15 protein-coding genes are annotated in these 15,190 nt (G+C 64.7%); 9 read left to right on the top strand and 6 right to left on the bottom strand.

Annotation, left to right across the window (positions count from 1 at the left end):
- Positions 1-5: 5 nt before the first annotated feature.
- The gene (gene holA / locus HK108_RS04075; protein ID WP_181270568.1) at positions 6-989 is read left to right on the top strand and encodes a DNA polymerase III subunit delta; all 984 of its coding nucleotides are present in this window, start codon (positions 6-8) and stop codon (positions 987-989) included.
- A gap of 130 nt (positions 990-1,119) precedes the next feature.
- Here the strand turns inward: holA and rpsT are convergent, their stop codons facing one another.
- The 3 genes from rpsT to HK108_RS04060 form a co-directional block, all read right to left on the bottom strand.
- Positions 1,120-1,380 carry a 30S ribosomal protein S20 gene (rpsT, locus tag HK108_RS04070; protein ID WP_139467376.1) on the bottom strand — a complete coding sequence of 87 codons (261 nt, stop codon included), beginning with the start codon at positions 1,378-1,380 and terminating at the stop codon, positions 1,120-1,122.
- A 245-nt stretch (positions 1,381-1,625) separates the two neighbouring features.
- Positions 1,626-2,240: a type II toxin-antitoxin system PemK/MazF family toxin gene (locus HK108_RS04065; RefSeq protein ID WP_181270567.1), complete on the bottom strand. Its 615-nt coding sequence runs from the start codon at positions 2,238-2,240 to the stop codon at positions 1,626-1,628.
- 80 nt (positions 2,241-2,320) lie between these two features.
- The gene (locus HK108_RS04060; RefSeq protein ID WP_181270566.1) at positions 2,321-3,085 is read right to left on the bottom strand and encodes an endonuclease/exonuclease/phosphatase family protein; all 765 of its coding nucleotides are present in this window, start codon (positions 3,083-3,085) and stop codon (positions 2,321-2,323) included.
- 162 nt (positions 3,086-3,247) lie between these two features.
- On the opposite strand from HK108_RS04060, the gene lepA reads away from it, so the two are divergent.
- Together lepA and hemW are read left to right on the top strand one after the other, a co-directional pair.
- On the top strand, positions 3,248-5,116 hold the full coding sequence (lepA, locus tag HK108_RS04055; RefSeq protein ID WP_101547210.1) for a translation elongation factor 4: 1,869 nt from the start codon (positions 3,248-3,250) through the stop codon (positions 5,114-5,116).
- Complete coding sequence (hemW, locus tag HK108_RS04050; RefSeq protein ID WP_181270565.1) at positions 5,117-6,346, top strand: radical SAM family heme chaperone HemW; 1,230 nt, start codon at positions 5,117-5,119, stop codon at positions 6,344-6,346.
- Positions 6,347-6,433: 87 nt separating this feature from the next.
- Here hemW and HK108_RS04045 read toward each other — a convergent pair whose 3' ends face one another.
- From HK108_RS04045 to HK108_RS04035, 3 genes are all read right to left on the bottom strand, one after another.
- The gene (locus tag HK108_RS04045; protein WP_181270564.1) at positions 6,434-7,291 is read right to left on the bottom strand and encodes a DUF4870 domain-containing protein; all 858 of its coding nucleotides are present in this window, start codon (positions 7,289-7,291) and stop codon (positions 6,434-6,436) included.
- An 85-nt stretch (positions 7,292-7,376) separates the two neighbouring features.
- On the bottom strand, positions 7,377-8,051 hold the full coding sequence (locus HK108_RS04040) for a DUF4870 domain-containing protein (RefSeq protein WP_181270563.1): 675 nt from the start codon (positions 8,049-8,051) through the stop codon (positions 7,377-7,379).
- A 151-nt stretch (positions 8,052-8,202) separates the two neighbouring features.
- Positions 8,203-9,066 (bottom strand): DUF3097 family protein, encoded by an 864-nt coding sequence (locus tag HK108_RS04035; RefSeq protein WP_139908139.1) that lies wholly within the window; start codon positions 9,064-9,066, stop codon positions 8,203-8,205.
- 160 nt (positions 9,067-9,226) lie between these two features.
- Here HK108_RS04035 and hrcA point away from each other — a divergent pair, with 160 nt between their 5' ends.
- From hrcA to HK108_RS04005, 6 genes are all read left to right on the top strand, one after another.
- A complete protein-coding gene (gene hrcA / locus HK108_RS04030; protein WP_181270562.1) occupies positions 9,227-10,267 on the top strand; it encodes a heat-inducible transcriptional repressor HrcA in 1,041 nt (346 codons plus the stop codon).
- 122 nt (positions 10,268-10,389) lie between these two features.
- A complete protein-coding gene (gene dnaJ, locus HK108_RS04025; RefSeq protein WP_181270561.1) occupies positions 10,390-11,505 on the top strand; it encodes a molecular chaperone DnaJ in 1,116 nt (371 codons plus the stop codon).
- Positions 11,502-12,263 (top strand): 16S rRNA (uracil(1498)-N(3))-methyltransferase, encoded by a 762-nt coding sequence (locus tag HK108_RS04020; RefSeq protein ID WP_181270560.1) that lies wholly within the window; start codon positions 11,502-11,504, stop codon positions 12,261-12,263. The genes dnaJ and HK108_RS04020 overlap by 4 nt, the downstream gene beginning before the upstream one ends.
- Before the next feature lie 100 nt (positions 12,264-12,363).
- The gene (locus HK108_RS04015; protein WP_181270559.1) at positions 12,364-13,389 is read left to right on the top strand and encodes a PhoH family protein; all 1,026 of its coding nucleotides are present in this window, start codon (positions 12,364-12,366) and stop codon (positions 13,387-13,389) included.
- On the top strand, positions 13,386-13,874 hold the full coding sequence (ybeY, locus tag HK108_RS04010; RefSeq protein WP_172169763.1) for an rRNA maturation RNase YbeY: 489 nt from the start codon (positions 13,386-13,388) through the stop codon (positions 13,872-13,874). Before HK108_RS04015 ends, ybeY begins: the two co-directional genes overlap by 4 nt.
- Positions 13,875-13,882: 8 nt before the next feature.
- The gene (locus tag HK108_RS04005) at positions 13,883-15,190 is read left to right on the top strand and encodes a hemolysin family protein (RefSeq protein WP_219922196.1); all 1,308 of its coding nucleotides are present in this window, start codon (positions 13,883-13,885) and stop codon (positions 15,188-15,190) included.

The raw sequence follows: 15,190 nt of genomic DNA, 5'->3' as shown, positions 1-15,190 counted from the left end.
GGTCCATGGCAGTGAAGAAGACCCTGATCCCGTGGAGCTCGGCGAAACCGGCACCTGTCGTCATGATCTCCGGTGGCGAATCGGTGCTCGTGCGTGTGGCCAAGGACCGCATCGTATCGGCCGCACGGAAACAGGATCCCGAAGAGATCGAATTCGACGCAGCGGGATACCAGGCCGGCGAGTTGGCGATGGCGGCTTCACCGTCTCTGTTCTCGTCCTCGAAGCTCATCGTCGTCGATGCCGTCGAGAAGTGCTCGGAGGACTTCCTGGGTGACGCTTTGGCCTATTTGGACGCTCCGAACGATGACGCCGTCGTGGTGCTGCTGCACGCCGGCGGCAACCGGGGAGCGAAGCTCATCAAGAAACTCGACTCCGCCGGCTTCCCGCGCATCGACGCGGCGGTGCTGAAGAACGAAAGCGATCGGGCGAAGTTCGCCCAGACCCGGTTCAAGACCGCGAAGCGGCGCATCGACGAGGCGGGAATGGCCGCGCTCATGTCGGCGCTGGGCTCTGATCTCGCCGAACTCAATGCCGGGGTCGACCAGCTCATCGAAGACACCGAAGGCACGATCACCGCCGAGGTTGTCGACCAGTACTACGGCGGCCGGGTCGAAGCCACCGGCTTCAAGGTCGCCGATGCGGCAGTGGCCGGAGACGCGAAGAACGCACTCAGCCTGCTCAGGCATGCCCTGTCGACCGGGTCCGATCCGGTCCCGCTGGTGGCGGCAGTTGCGATGAAGCTGCGCGGTATGGCGAAGGTGCAGGGGTTCTCCGGCACCAGCGGCGAGCTGGCCTCCGAGCTGAAGATGGCTCCGTGGCAGGTCGACCGGGCCCGCCGGGAGGTGAGGCGGTGGAACGAGGTGGCGCTCGGCCAGTCGCTCATCGCCGCAGCCGAGGCCGATGCGGCAGTCAAGGGCGGTGGACGTGACCCCGTCTACGCCGTCGAATGGTTCGTCTCAGAAGTCGCCCGCCTAGCCCGCCTCCGCTAATTACTACCTGACGGCGGCCCAGCAACCTCGCGCGAGGTTGCTGGGCCGCCGTCAGGTAGCAATAGGGGAAGAGAACGGGGTCCGAACCGTGTGGTTCGGACCCCGTGAAGCTATAGCCTCAGTCGTGCGCTCAGAGAGCGTTGATCTGCGTGGCCAGGCGCGACTTGCGGTTCGCAGCGTTGTTCTTGTGCAGAACACCCTTCGAAACAGCCTTGTCGAGCTTGCGGGCAGCCACAGCATAAGCCTGCTGTGCCTCTTCCTTGTTGCCGGCAGCAATGTTCTCGCGAACGACGCGGACGTACGACCGAACCTCGGACCGGACAGCCTTGTTGCGCTGACGAGCCTTCTCGTTGGTCTTGATCCGCTTGATCTGGGACTTGATATTAGCCAATTTCAACACTCTTTCGTGTTAGTGGTACATGGTCGTGAGGGCGCATCGAACCGACATGATCATCTCCGCGGGGAAACACATCGACGACATCGAATCCGACGGCGTCTTCACCCGACCTCGGCGAGACACACGCCTTGATGAAGACACAATCACCTATGATACAGGCTCTCGTCCCGGGCTGGAAATCCCTGCGCGCCCAGCAGCGCAGGGAAGATGCAGGCTTCGCTCGGTCGGTCTGCCGGGACTTAGCCGGAGATGTGCCCGGCCACCCGGTCGAAGACGTCGCGGGGCATGATCGCGCCTTCCCTGCGGATCGAATCGGGATCGAGCCGGATGATGCGATCGAGGCGGAGCTCCGAGGGCCGACCCTGCGAATCCCAATCCCCGGTGCCGATGTTCATCCACTTCGCGTGCCGGTCCTGCCGGACCTCGCCGACGCCGCCGGGGATGTGATCCTTGCTGGTGAGCATGAGCGCGAGCACCCATCGGCCGTCACGTCCGACGACGAGGGACGGTCGATCCTTGCCTTGCGAGTGGTCCTCCTCGAAGGGGACCCACCCCCAGACGACTTCGCCCGGATCGGCGTCGCCGTCGAGGTCGGGGGAGTAGCTGACCGTGATCGTGCCCGTGTAATCGCCGGGATATGCACCGGATCCGCCCTGGCCGTCCGAGTCGGAACGATCGGCAGAACCCGCCGAGGCGGCACCTCCACCGCCGGACCGTGCCGGATTCGGCCGGCGGGCCTCCGTTGGCTGCGATGCGCCTCCGGAGTTCTTCTTCGACTGCGATTGGCGCAGGTAGCGCAGCCCTTCGCGGACACCGATTCTCGCGGCTCGATTGACCAGTGATCTCCAATTCATATGTCCAGCCTAAACGAGCAGGCTGGCACAGGCTGCAAAGAACTGTGGGCCGATCCGGACGGGCGAACGAGCCGTCACGGTCACGAGAATTCGAGGACCGCCTCGACGGGGAAATGGTCGGAAGGGTACTTCCCGTCGACCTCGAACGTGTCGATGCGCGTGGACAGTGTGCGCAGGCCCGGTGTTGTGAGGATCCAGTCGATGCGCGGCTCGCCTGCCTTCGGACCCTTGTAGCGGTGGAAGGTGCCGATGTCCTCACCGGGAACCTCGGCCGCGGTGTCGGTGAGGCCGAGCTCAGTACAGAAGAAGTCGTAGACCGGGGAGCCGGTGGCGACGTTGAAGTCGCCGGTGACCACGCAGGGATGGGCCGCCTCGGCGATGGTCTCAGCCATGATCCGACCGGACTCGAGACGGGCGCGCTCGGACTTGTGATCGAGGTGGGTGTTGAGCACACGCAGACGCCGGTCGGATTCGAAGTCGCGGACATCGACCGTCGTCAGGGTGCGCGCATGCGAGACTCCCCACGATTCCGAGGCCACGGTGTCGGGCTGTTCGGACAGCCAGCTGATGTCCACGGCTTCCACATCGAAGCGCTTCGAATCGAGGATCACGGCTGTGAACTCGCCGGAGTTGCCGCCGGAGTGGCCCTCTCCGAGCCAGATGTACTCCTCGGGCAGCAGGCTGATGAGCGTCTCGAGCTGGTCGAGTTCGCCCTCCTGGGTGCCGATGAGGTGCGGACGTGCACGCCGGATGAGATCGGCGGCGATGGGCAGCCGCTCGGCCACCGGATGACCGTCCATCGCGGGATAGCGGAGGTTGAAGCTCATGACCCGGAATTCGCTCATGAGACCATCTTCCCCGATCGGCACCGTTCGGCGGGGGCGAATCGCGAAAGATCCGGACGATCACGACGTGCACGCCCGTGGATTCCAGGTCCGCGCGCAAGTCATGAAACAATGGGGGATCCGGTCTGTCTGGGGACCTGGTCTGTCAAAGAAAGGGCGTTCATGTCACCTCAGGTGAATAAGGAAGCTGCAAAGCGGATCTCACCGTCTGCCACCTCACCCGAGTTGATTCGCAATTTCTGCATCATCGCTCATATCGACCATGGCAAATCGACCCTGGCCGACCGCATGCTCCAGATGACCGGCGTCGTCGAGAACCGCGATATGCGTGCCCAGTACCTCGACCGGATGGACATCGAACGCGAACGCGGAATCACCATCAAATCCCAGGCTGTCCGCATGCCGTGGGAGCACGAGGACACCCCGTACGCGCTCAACATGATCGACACTCCCGGGCACGTCGACTTCAGCTACGAGGTCTCGCGGTCCCTGGCCGCCTGCGAGGGCGCCCTGCTGCTCGTCGACTCCGCTCAGGGCATCGAAGCCCAGACGTTGGCCAACCTGTACCTGGCCATGGAGAACGATCTGACGATCATCCCCGTGCTCAACAAGATCGACCTGCCGGCTGCACAGCCGGAGAAGTACGCGGAAGAGCTCGCCAACCTCATCGGCTGCGAACCCGAGGACTGCCTGCTCGTGTCCGGCAAGACGGGCGAAGGCGTCGAGGAGGTCCTCGACCGCATCATCACCGATATCCCAGCGCCCGTCGGCGATGCCGATGCCCCGGCCCGCGCGATGATCTTCGACTCCGTCTACGACACCTACCGCGGTGTGGTCACCTATGTCCGCGTCATCGACGGCTCTCTGTCCCCACGCGAGAAGATCGAGATGATGTCGACCGGAACCACCCATGAGCTGCTGGAGATCGGCGCTTCCATGCCTGAGCCCAAGGCGACGAAGGGACTGGGAGTCGGCGAGGTCGGCTACCTCATCACCGGTGTCAAGGATGTGCGCCTGTCGAAGGTCGGTGACACCGTCACCGCCGCTGCGGGGCCCGCGACAGAGGCCCTCGGCGGCTACCGCGAACCCAAACCGATGGTGTTCTCCGGACTCTTCCCGATCGACGGGTCTGACTACCCGGTGCTGCGCGACGCGCTGGACAAGCTCAAACTCAACGACGCCTCTCTCGCCTACGAACCCGAGACCTCGACGGCTCTGGGCTTCGGCTTCCGCTGCGGATTCCTCGGTCTCCTCCACCTCGAAGTCCTGCGCGACCGCCTGGAACGGGAGTTCGATCTCGACCTCATCTCAACCGCCCCGTCCGTGATCTACGACGTGACCATGGAAGACGGTTCGGAGACCGTGGTGACGAACCCGAGCGAGTACCCGACGGGCAAGATCAAGGAAGTCCGCGAACCGATGGTGCAAGCGACCATCCTCACCCCCAGCGACTACATCGGGGCAGTCATGGAACTGTGCCAGGACCGCCGCGGCAAACTCCAGGGCATGGATTACCTGTCCTCGGATCGCGTGGAGATCCGCTATCGCCTGCCGCTGGCGGAGATCGTCTTCGACTTCTTCGACCAGCTGAAGTCCCGGACCAAGGGCTACGCCTCCCTCGACTACTCCGATGACGGTCAGGACGCCTCCGACCTCGTCAAGGTCGACATCCTGCTGCACGGCGACCAGGTCGATGCGTTCTCCGCGATCGTCCACCGCGACAACGCCTACTCCTACGGTGTGGCGATGGCCGGGAAGCTGCGCAAGCTCATCCCGCGTCAGCAGTTCGAGGTGCCCATCCAGGCGGCCATCGGCTCACGCATCATCGCCCGCGAGACCATCCGCGCCATCCGCAAGGACGTCCTTTCGAAGTGCTACGGCGGCGATATCAGCCGTAAGCGCAAGCTGCTCGAGAAGCAGAAGGAAGGCAAGAAGCGGATGAAGATGGTCGGCACCGTCGAGGTTCCTCAGGAGGCGTTCATCGCGGCCCTGTCCTCCGACGAGCCGGAGACGAAGGACAGCAAGAAGTAAGTGCCCGCACAACCGACCGGTGAGGTCCCTCCGCGCGACGGTTCGCTGCCGACATCGGTGGGGATCGGGGCTGCCGAGCGGCGGCTGAGCCTCTACATCCACGTCCCGTACTGCCGGGTCCGCTGCGGCTACTGCGACTTCAACACCTATACCGCCGACGATCTCGGCCCGGGCGCGTCCCGCGAGGACTACCGCAGCAATCTCGCCCGTGAGCTCGATCTGTCCGTGTCCACCCTCGCCGAGGCGGGGGCCGGCGACCGTGAGGTCTCGACGATCTTCTTCGGCGGGGGCACCCCGACCTTGCTCGCAGCGGATGTGCTCGCCGGGGTGATGGACGATGTCCGTGCCCGCTTCCGCCTGGCCGGGAATGTCGAAGTCACCACCGAAGCCAACCCCGACACCTTGGACCCCGCCTGCATCGCGACCCTGGCCGGAGCCGGTTTCAACCGCATCTCCATGGGCATGCAGTCGGCCGTGCCGCACGTGCTCGCGACCTTGGACCGCACCCACGATCCGGAGAAGATCCCCGAGGTGGCCCGCTGGGTCAAGGACGCCGACCTCGAGCTCAGCCTCGACCTCATCTACGGCACCCCGGGGGAGTCGATCGACGATTGGCGGCGCTCTCTCGACGTGGCCCTGTCCAACGATGTCGATCACATCTCGGCGTATTCCCTCATCGTCGAACCGGGAACGAAGATGGGCGCGATGGTTCGCCGTGGCGAACTGCCGATGCCTGATGAGGATGACCTGGCCGACAAGTACGAGATCGCCGACGCAGCGATCTCCGCTGCTGGTCTGCACTGGTACGAAGTGAGCAATTGGTCGACCGGTCTCGAGACCCGCTGTGAGCACAATATGGCCTATTGGCGCAATGCCGACTGGTGGGGCTTCGGGCCCGGCGCCCACTCACACGTCGGAGGCGTGCGGTTCTGGAATGCCAAACACCCCCGTGCCTGGGCCGATCGGCTGTTGGCGGGGGAGTCCCCGGCGATCGGTCGTGAGGTCCTCGACGTTCAGACTCGGGAGATCGAACGGATCATGCTGGCGGCCAGGATCGACCGCGAGCTGCGTCTCGATTCTCTGGCCCCGGGCAGCGAGCAGGCGATCAGGACATTCGTCAGGCAGGGACTGCTCGACGCCGATGGTGCCGCGACCGGCTGGTTCCAGCCGACTCTGCAGGGACGACTCATGGCCGACTATATGGTGCGCATCCTCACCGAATACGTGTGAATGAGTCTCGCCCCGCCATTCGGGAACGAGTGGCGGGGCGAGCTGTTCAGCGAATCTGCCGGGGTGAGGCTCTCACTGGACGTCAGATCACTTGATCCAGTTCGGCGTCATCGGAATGCGGTAGCCTTCACCGCGGTTGGCTGCCATGCCGGCGATGATCTCGATGACGATCATGTAGATCGAGAGCACCGGCAGGAGCAGGAGGATGAGGAAGCCGATGCCGACGATCGTGAGGATTCCGCCGATCAGCCCGATGCCGAACGCCGCGATGACGCCGATGATCAGCAGATTCAGCGACTGTGCGCCATGATGGCGGAGGAACGGCGACTTGTCCTTGTTGATGATGAAGAGGATGAGCGTGACGATCCAGCCGACACCGACGACGTAGGTGGCGGCGTGAGCGAGGTGCGACCACAGTGCGGTCGTCCGTTCACTCTGATCCGCGTTCCAGAAGCCGAGCGAAGTCGGGCCGTAGGCCGCATCCGGCAGTTCGGCCCCCATGGGCACTCCGGCGGCAGCCGACTGCGCCGAGGATGCTCCCTGGAATCCGTAACCGGGCTGAGAGTGTCCCTGCGGAGCGCTGTACGCCTGCTGAGATCCGTACGGCTGCTGGGCGCCGTCCGCCTGATGTGAACCGTAGCCCGGCTGCGAACCATACGACTGCTGAGGATTCTGCTGCTGAGATCCGGAGGCCGGATTCTGCTGCTGGGAGCCGTAGCCGGCTTGCGGCTGCGAGCCGTAGCCCGGCTGCGATCCCTGCTGAGGGGTCTGCGGCTGCGAGCCGTACTGGGCCTGACCATCCTGCTGGGCCTGACCGCTCTGCTGCGGCTGCGAACCCTGCTGTGGCTGCTGGGTGTACGGCTGCTGCGAGCCCGACTGCGGGGAATAGTTCGGAGGCATCGGCTGTGACTGTCCGTTGTTCGGCTGCTGCGGGTTGTCCGACATGAGAGTCCCTTCAGAGTGTGCGATCACTCCACACTAACCCAGAGAGTCCGGGCAGCCCCAGAGAATCCGGGGTGAGCGGGAATGGTCACTTCACGAAATTGATGGTGAGCGGGAACTTATACCCCTCACCCTTGTTCGCTGCGACGGCCGCGATGATGTAGAAGACGCAGTAGACGAGCGGAACGATGAGCGCCGCATACATGACGATGATGCCGATCCCGAAGGTCACCAGTGCCAGGATGAAACCGACGAAGCCGAAGACGAAGAGCGCACCGAAGGTGACGATCGTGTTCGTGATCATCGCGTTGAGACCCTGACGTGAGTGCTCGCGGACGAACGGCGATCCGTCCTTCTTCACAAGGAACATGATGAGCGGCATGAAGCCGAAGATGAGCGAGCCGAGGTGGGTCCACAATGCCGTGGTCCGGTCGGGTTCGTGGGCCATCCAGAACCGCTCGGAGCCGGGTCCGTAGGCCTGCTCAGGCAGCGAGCGGGAGTCGAACATCGCCGGGTTGTGCATCTGCGGCATACCGTATCCCGGCTGTGCGCCGTATCCCGGCTGGCGCCCGTAGTTCGGCTGAGCGCCGTACGCCTGCTGCGAACCATACCCCGACTGCCCACCGTAGCCCGGCTGACCGCTGTGCGTCTGCGGCTGCGAATACTGCTGGCCCTGCGGCGCGTAGGGCTGCTGCGAACCGGAGGCCTGGGAGTAGTTCGGCGGCATCGGTCGGCTGCCCGGCTGCTCGGGGTGGTACGACATGGGGATCCTTTCGAAGAGTGCTTGCCATTCACCCTAGCCGAGCCAGGTGTCCCGAGGATGTCGGGAAAGCCTCACTCCTGTGACAGATTCGGCACACGCCGACAGCTCCGCGTGACCATGACGCTCCACCGCGCCGCACCACCGACGACTCTCACCCGACGGTGACGAAGTCGATGAGCTCCTCGACGCGACCCGACAGCGTCGGTTCGACGTCGGCGATGGTGCTCACCTTCCCGAGGATGCGCACCCACCCGCGGGCAACATCCCGATGGTCGGCGTGCGGCCATCCGATGCGACGCAGTATTCCCGTCTTCCAATCCTCACCGCGGGGGACGACCGGCCATTCGCGGATGCCGACGACATGGGGTTTCACCGCCTGCCAGATATCGACGTACGGGTGACCGATGATGTGGACGACATCGCGGTAGCGCGGATCGGCACGGACCGCCTCGGCGATCTTCGATTCCTTCGTCCCACTCACCAGATGGTCGGCGAGGACACCGACTCGATGGTCCCGATCCGGACCGAAGGCCTCGAGCTTGTCGGCGACATCATCGAGACCGCCCAGGGGTTCGACGACGACGCCTTCGATGCGCAGATCATCGCCCCAGATCTTCTCGACGAGTTCGGCGTCGTGCTTGCCCTCGACCCAGATCCGCGACCCACGAGCCACCCGAGCCTTCGCTCCGACCACGGCGCGAGACCCCGAGGCCGTCCGTCCGGGCTGCTGCGCCTTCTTCTTCGGCAGCTGCACATCGACGGGCTGGCCCTCGAGGAGGAAGCCCGGCCCCAGGGGAAAGGCACGTACCTTGCCGACGCGATCTTCGAGCTTGACGACGACACCGGCCGTGGTCTTCTCAGCGCCGACGACAGCGCCGACATAGCCGCTCATCGCATCCTCGAGAACCATGCCCAGGCCGAGCTCGACCTGGCGGGACTTCTTCGGGCGGTGCGACGACGGGGAGGAACCGGAGAGCACATCGGGACCATATCGATCAAAAGCATTCACGGGCACCCACCATAATCAAGGACGGTCCCGCAGGCGTGCAGACCCGCAGGCCACCCCTGAAATGAATTCCGGGAACGAGAGGCGTAGAATTGGCACTCAGACTCACAGAGTGCCAAGCGCAGGCACTGGACCGCGATGGATCGGCGAGACGGAGAGGAGATCCGCGATGAACGACAGCAGACGTGCACAGGTGCTGCGCGCCATCATCGAGGACTTCGTCGCCACCAACGAACCCGTGGGATCGAAGGCGATCGTCCAGCGCCACACCCTCGGCGTCTCTCCCGCCACGATCCGCAACGATATGGCCGCGCTCGAACAAGAGGGCTATATCGCCCAGCCCCACACCTCTGCCGGACGGATCCCCACCGACCTCGGCTACCGGATGTTCGTCGACCGGATCGACGAGTTCAAACCGCTGACCACCGCCGAGCGGCGCGCGATCTTCCAGCTCATCGACGGCGACGTCGATCTCGACGAGATGCTCGACCGCACCGTCCGCGTCCTCTCCGGCCTCACCCGACAGGTCGCGCTCATCCAATACCCGACGGTGTCGCGGGCGCGCATCAAGCACATCGAGATCGTCGGTCTCGGGCCCGGCCGAATCCTCGTCGTCCTCATCACCGATGCCGGCCAGGTCGAGCAGAAGACCGTGATCACCCCGAGCCCGCTCGACGAAGACGCCGTCCGCGGACTGCGCGATCAGATCAACGCCGAATTCGCCGGACGCACACTCGCGCAGGTCTTCGGATCGGCCCCCGCCGCCGAGGCGACCGCCACCGAATCGAGTGAGCCGACCGCTCGTGACGACTCCGGGCTCAAACAGGTCAGAGCCGCCGTCGTCGACCTCGTGGCCGCGACGCGTGAAGAGCGCATCATCATGGCCGGCACCGCGAACCTCGCCCGCTCCGGAAGCGAATTCGGAGAGAAGATGGCCCCGATCCTCGAAGCCTTCGAAGAACAGGTCGTCCTGCTCAGGCTGCTCACCTCGATGGCAGAAGACCACGAGGAGATCAGCGTGCGCATCGGGCGTGAGAATACTCACGAATCATTCAGCTCGACTTCCGTCGTCGCCGCCGAATATGGTCATGACGCGGGTTCCTCGGCCAGACTGGCAGTGCTCGGCCCGACCCGAATGGACTATCCGACGACGATCTCGGCAGTCCGTGCCGTCGCCAAATACGTGTCCTCGATCCTCGATCGAGGGTAGGTCCCTTGACATCGACCAGGGGCACCCGCAGGCGGGCAGCGCATCACCGGTGAGCACCGCGCAAGGACGCAGCCACCACCACGAACAGAGAAGACCACTACGTCAGGGAGAGAGAAGTTTCTGTGGCCGATCACTATGAAACACTCGGAGTGTCCAAAGATGCTTCCGCGGCTGAGATCAAGTCGTCGTACCGGAAGCTGGCACGCAAGTACCACCCGGACGTCAATCCCGGTCACGAGGACGAATTCAAGGCCATCTCACTGGCCTACGATGTGCTCTCCGACCCGGAGAAGCGCCGCAACTACGATATGGGCGGCGGCGAGAACGGTCAGGGCTTCCCGGCCGGCGGCGGATTCGGCGGATTCGGCGACATCTTCGAGACCTTCTTCGGCGGCGGCGGCGGTCAGGCCGGGGGTCCGATCCCGCGCACCCAGCGCGGCAAGGATGCCCTCGTCGGAGTCAATATCGACCTGAAGACCGCGGCCTTCGGCGGCACCGTCGACCTCGATGTCACCACTGCAGTCGTCTGCGACACCTGTTCGGGCGCCGGCACGCAGGAAGGCACGAAGATCGAGACCTGCTCGCTGTGCCACGGAGCCGGCAGCGTCCAGCGCATGACCCGGACCCTGCTGGGTCAGATGGTCACGAACCAGACCTGCAACTCCTGCCACGGCTTCGGCACCGTCATCCCGAACCCCTGCCTCAACTGCCAGGGCGACGGACGAGTGCGCAAACAGCGGACCATGAAGATCCGGATCCCCGCCGGGGTCTCCGACGGCACCCGCATCCAGCTGAGCAGCCAGGGTGAAGTCGGCCCCGGAGGCGGACCCGCCGGTGACCTCTTCGTCGAGGTCATGGTCACCCGCCACGAGGTCTTCCAGCGCGACGGCGACAACCTCCGGGCCGCCGTCTCCGTGCCGATGACCGCAGCGACCCTGGGTGCGACCATCCCGTTCGAGACCTTCGACGGCACTCAGGACCTCACCATCGCCGCCGGCACCCAGTCCGGCACCATCGTCAAACTTCCCGGGCTCGGAGCCGCCCGCCTGCGTTCGGAGACCCGCGGCGACATGCTCATCACCGTCGACGTCCTCACCCCGGACAAACTCGACGACGAACAGCGTGAACTGCTCGAGAAACTCGCCGAACTGCGCGGCGAAGAGACACCGCGTGCCCAGATCTCGACCGAGAACCGCGGAATGTTCTCCCGCATGCGTGAGAGGTTCGCCGGTCGGTGAGTCTTCCCGTCTTCCGCTCCGCCACCGCCGCCGAGGCGGTCGTCGGGTCCGCCCTCACCTTCGGTGAGGACGTGGCCGGGCACGCGGTGCGGGTGCGTCGGATCGGTCCCGGCGAGGAAATCGACATCGTCGACGGGGAAGGCACACGTGCGCGCGGAACCGTCACGGCCGCCTCGGCGAATGAGCTGACGATCGATGTCACCGAGGTGACGGTCGAGGAGCGCACGGGCCCGCGCCTCGTCCTCGTCCAAGCCCTGGCCAAGGGCGACCGGGACCTGCAGGCCATCGAAACAGCCACGGAGATCGGCGTCGACGACGTCATTCCCTGGGCCGCTGAACGCTCGATCGCCGACTGGCCGGCCAAGAAGCGGGAGAAGATGGCCGCGAAATGGGAGAACCTCCTCGGAGCGGCCTCCCTGCAGGCCAGACGAGCACGATTTCCCATCCTCCACGGCCTCGCCCGCGGAGCCGCCCTGGCCAAGACCCTCGACGACGCCGATGCGGTCTTCGTCCTCCACGAGACCGCTCAGCGCAGGCTCTCCGAAGCGCTGAATAGCCTGATCGCGAACGACTCGGCGCAGCCGCCGGAGCGCATCGTCTTCGTCGTCGGCCCCGAGGGCGGCATCAGCAACGGCGAACTCGATGCACTGACCGGCTGTGGAGCAATCCCGGTGCTGCTGGGACCGACGATCCTGCGCTCGTCATCGGCGGGACCCGCCGGTCTCGTCCTGGCCCAGAATTCATTGGGCCGTTGGTGAGGCATCGGACTAGGATGGAAGCACACTCAGGCGCTGCCGGTGACGGTGCGCTCACTTGCAAAGGAACATTCTGGACATCACCCCACCGAACCCGAACTCCATGAACCCCACCGACTCGGACACCGGCGACGGTGCCGCACGCGATGATGCCGTGACGGACACCCAAGGTGCCGATCGTGACACCGTGCGATTGGTCATCCCCGACTCCATCGACCTCGTCGCCTTCTTCGGTCCCGGGGAATCGAACCTGCGCGCCCTGGAGAAGACCTTCGCCGACCTCGACATCCACGTCCGGGCCAATCAGGTCCAGGTCACCGGCAACCCGAAACGCGTCGAAGCTTTCGTCAGCGTCATCGGGGAACTCAAGAAACTCCACGCGGCCGGCCATCGCATCAACGAAGAGACGATCGAGAGGGTCACGACGTTCTCCTCCGAGGGAGCGGCCGCCTCGGCGGTGCTGGGCACGAACATCCTCTCCACCAGGGGAAAGTCGATCCGTCCGAAGACGATGGGCCAGCACGACTACGTCAGGGCCATCCGCAACCACACGATCACCTTCGGCATCGGTCCGGCTGGAACCGGCAAGACGTACCTGGCGATGGCCATGGCCGTCAACGCCCTCCAGCACAAAGAGGTCTCACGGATCATCCTCACCCGGCCGGCCGTCGAAGCCGGGGAGTCCCTGGGCTACCTGCCGGGCACGCTCAACGACAAGATCGACCCGTATGTGCGTCCGCTCTATGACGCCCTGCACGACATGGTCGACCCGGAATCGATCCCGCTGCTCATCGAGACCGGAACGATCGAGGTCGCGCCCCTGGCCTATATGCGCGGGCGCACCCTCAACGACGCGTTCATCATCCTCGACGAAGCACAGAACACGACGGCCGAGCAGATGAAGATGTTCCTCACCCGCCTCGGCTTCGGGTCACGCATGGTCGTCACCGGTGACATCTCCCAGATCGACCTGCCGGGCAAGACCCGCAGCGGACTCAAGGTCGTCCGCGACATCCTCGACGGAATCGAGGACCTGCAGTTCTGCGAACTGGGCAGCAAGGACGTCGTCCGGCATTCGCTGGTGACGAAGATCGTCGAAGCCTACGACCTGTGGGGGAATGCCGAATGAACACCGAGATCCTCAACGAGACCGACGCCGAGGTGGACCTCGACGAAGTCGTGGCCCTGACCGAATATCTCGGTGAAGCCCTGCACATGCACCCCGGTGCGGAGCTGGCCGTGACCATGGTCGACTCAGCGGCCATGTCCGAACTCCACGTCACCTGGATGGACCTCGAAGGACCGACCGACGTGATGTCCTTTCCCATGGATCAGCTCCACCAGGGCGAGCCGGAGAAGCCGACCGAAGGTCAGATGGGCGACATCATCATCTGCCCCGAGGTCGCCGAGGCTCAGGCTCGGGCGGCCGGTCATTCGACGATGGACGAGGTCCTTCTGCTGACCGTCCACGGATTCCTGCACCTGCTCGGCTACGACCACGGTGAGCCCGAAGCGCGGGAAGAGATGTTCGCTCTCCAGCGGCATCTGCTGCTGACCTTCTTCGCGGCTCGCTACGACGGTCGCACCGACATTCCCACCCCCACCGAGGTCTGATCGTGTTCATGTTCTTCCTCGGGGCGGCACTGTGCCTCATCATCGCAGCCACCCTCTCCGCCGTGGATGCCGCGCTGCGCAACGTCTCCCACCATGCGGTCGAAGAGGCGAAGGAGGACGGCAAGCGCTCAGCGGTGCGTGTCGAGAGGATCCTCGCGGACCTGCCGACGAACATCAACGTCATCATCTTCGTCCGCAACTTCCTCGAAGCACTCGCCACGGTGTTCATCGCCCTGGCCTACGATTCCTACTACTCCGTGGGACCGCTCATGGTCTTCCTCACGGTGATCACCGCCTCGGTGGCGGTCTTCATCATCGCCGGAGTCTCCCCACGTACGATCGGCAAGCGCCGGTCGCTGGCAGTCAGCCTCAACCTCAGCTGGGTCGTGCGCATCGTCCTCGTCGCGCTCAAACCGCTCACCCGCATCCTCGTCGTGCTCGGCAATCTGCTCACACCGGACCAGGTGTACAAGGACGGTCCGTTCGTGACCTCAGAACAGCTGCGCGACCTGGTCGAGCGGGCGAGCGAATCCGACATCATCGAAGACGGCGAACGCGAGATGATCCAGTCGGTGTTCAACCTCTCCGACACCTCGGCGAACGAGGTCATGGTGCCGCGCACCGACCTCATCACCGTTGATGCGGACGTGAGCCTGCAGAAGGCGATGAACCTGTTCTTCCGCTCCGGCTTCTCCCGCATCCCCGTCTGCGGGGAGGACCTCGACGACGTCCGCGGAGTCGCCTACCTCAAGGACGTCGCCCGCCGCCTCCACCTCCACCCCGAGGAGGCCGACCGTCCCGTGGGCAACCTGGCCCGCACCGTCCTGTTCGTCCCGGAGACGAAGCCGGCCGATGACCTGCTGCGGCAGATGCAGCTGGACTCGACGCATCTGGCGATCCTCATCGACGAATACGGCGGCACCGCAGGGCTGGTGACCATCGAGGACATCGTCGAAGAGATCGTCGGCGAGATCGAAGACGAATACGACAACGGCGATGACGAACTCGTCGCCGCCGAAGACGGATCGTTCATCATCAGCACCCGCATGTCGATCTCCGACTTCGCCGAATACTTCGATGTGCGCATCGACGAAGACGATGTCAACAGCGTCGGCGGACTGCTCTCGAAGCTCATCGACCGCGTGCCCATCGACGGCTCGCATGCGTCGATCGAGGGCCTCGAGATCGAAGCCATGGAGGGCCAGGGCCGACGCCACCGAATCACGCACGTGCGGGTCACCCGCACCCACGAGAACAGCAGACACGCACAGCGCACCGCCGCAGCCGAAGGTTCGGGGACGAAGGAAGAGGACTGA

Source organism: Brevibacterium sediminis (assembly GCF_013623905.1).
GTDB lineage: Bacteria > Actinomycetota > Actinomycetes > Actinomycetales > Brevibacteriaceae > Brevibacterium > Brevibacterium sediminis.
Note: the sequence above shows the minus strand (reverse complement) of the source record. Positions and strands in the feature narration are given on the sequence as shown.

Coding starts and splice junctions, on each gene's coding strand:
- holA (WP_181270568.1), top strand. CDS start 6: ATGGCAGTGAAGAAGACCCTGATCCCGTGGAGCTCGGCGAAACCGGCA.
- HK108_RS04065 (WP_181270567.1), bottom strand. CDS start 2,240: ATGAATTGGAGATCACTGGTCAATCGAGCCGCGAGAATCGGTGTCCGC.
- HK108_RS04060 (WP_181270566.1), bottom strand. CDS start 3,085: ATGAGCGAATTCCGGGTCATGAGCTTCAACCTCCGCTATCCCGCGATG.
- lepA (WP_101547210.1), top strand. CDS start 3,248: ATGTCACCTCAGGTGAATAAGGAAGCTGCAAAGCGGATCTCACCGTCT.
- HK108_RS04045 (WP_181270564.1), bottom strand. CDS start 7,291: ATGTCGGACAACCCGCAGCAGCCGAACAACGGACAGTCACAGCCGATG.
- HK108_RS04040 (WP_181270563.1), bottom strand. CDS start 8,051: ATGTCGTACCACCCCGAGCAGCCGGGCAGCCGACCGATGCCGCCGAAC.
- hrcA (WP_181270562.1), top strand. CDS start 9,227: ATGAACGACAGCAGACGTGCACAGGTGCTGCGCGCCATCATCGAGGAC.
- HK108_RS04015 (WP_181270559.1), top strand. CDS start 12,364: ATGAACCCCACCGACTCGGACACCGGCGACGGTGCCGCACGCGATGAT.
- ybeY (WP_172169763.1), top strand. CDS start 13,386: ATGAACACCGAGATCCTCAACGAGACCGACGCCGAGGTGGACCTCGAC.
- HK108_RS04005 (WP_219922196.1), top strand. CDS start 13,883: ATGTTCTTCCTCGGGGCGGCACTGTGCCTCATCATCGCAGCCACCCTC.